The sequence below is a fragment of the Mesorhizobium sp. M7A.F.Ca.CA.002.09.1.1 genome (assembly GCF_003998555.1).
In the GTDB taxonomy this organism is placed as follows: Bacteria; Pseudomonadota; Alphaproteobacteria; order Rhizobiales; family Rhizobiaceae; genus Mesorhizobium; species Mesorhizobium ciceri.
In genome coordinates, this window is record NZ_RZRR01001244.1 from 1 (window position 1) to 1,217 (window position 1,217).

The following is a 1,217-nucleotide window of genomic DNA, read 5'->3' on the forward strand; positions in this document are numbered from 1 at the left end:
GTCCTGCGAAGACCAGGCCGGGATCGTAGCGGCAGTGACGACCGAACTCGCCAACCTTGGCACGAACATTGCTGAAAGCAGCCAGCATTGGGACAGGGCCTCGAACCGTTTCTTCATGCGCATTGCCTTTTCGGCGCCCGCCTGGGTGTCTGCCGATGCCATCACCAAGGGACTTGCGCCTGTGGTGGATCGCTTCGGCCTGAGCAGCCGCCTGCTTGAGCGGAGCCGTCGGCCGAAAATCGTCATCATGGTCTCGAAGTTTGACCATGCATTGCTTCACCTCATCTACCAGATCCGTGTTGGCTGGCTCGAAGCCGAGGTCGCAGCGATCATCTCCAACCACGAAGACAGCCGCGAAACTGCGGCATGGGCTGGCATTCCCTACCACGTCTTGCCCATCTCGAAGGAGAACAAGCAGGAACAGGAAGGCCGGATACTGGCGGTGATCGAGGACGTCGGCGCCGACCTCGTCGTCCTGGCTCGCTACATGCAAGTGTATTCCGACGACCTCGCGGGGCGCCTGTTCGGCAAGGTCATCAACATCCACCATTCGTTCCTGCCAAGCTTCAAGGGCGCGCGGCCGTATCACCAGGCTTTCGAGCACGGAGTGAAGCTGATCGGCGCCACGGCTCACTATGTGACCGCCCAACTCGACGAGGGGCCGATCATCGAGCAGGAAACCGAGCGGGTAACGCATTCCATGAGCGTCGAGGATTTTATCGCGGCCGGCCGTGACATCGAAAGCCGCGTTCTGGCGCGTGCGATCAAACGGCACCTCGAAGCCCGCGTGATGATCAACGGACGAAAAACGGTTGTGTTCGCGTAAGGCGGCAACACCGACCCGTGTGTGGCGATGCTCATATCAACAGGAGAACCAGATCATGAAAAATGGAACGGCGCATCTCTTTATCCCGGGTCCGACCAACATTCCCGACGCTGTGCGGCGGGCCATGAACGTGCCGATGCAGGATATGCGCGCACCGGATTTTCCGGAACTGGTGCTGCCCTTGTTTCGCGACCTGAAGCAGATCTTCAAGACCGAAACCGGCAGCGTCTTCATCTTTCCGGGCTCAGGCACCGGCGCCTGGGAAGCGGCAATCTCCAACACGCTCAGCCGCGGCGACCGGGTGCTGATGTCGCGCTTCGGCCAGTTCTCGCACCTGTGGGTCGACATGGCCGAGCGCCTTGGACTTGAGGTCGATTGCATCGATGTCGAA

Annotated in this window: 1 protein-coding gene and 1 pseudogene; both read left to right on the forward strand. The window is 60.4% G+C overall.

Annotated features, from left to right (window positions below):
- On the forward strand, positions 1–826 hold an 826-nt coding region (gene purU / locus EN994_RS32195), incomplete at its 5' end, for a formyltetrahydrofolate deformylase (RefSeq protein ID WP_127308189.1).
- Positions 827–881: 55 nt separating this feature from the next.
- Positions 882–1,217 (forward strand): annotated as a pseudogene (locus EN994_RS32200) (aminotransferase class V-fold PLP-dependent enzyme); the annotation flags it as partial.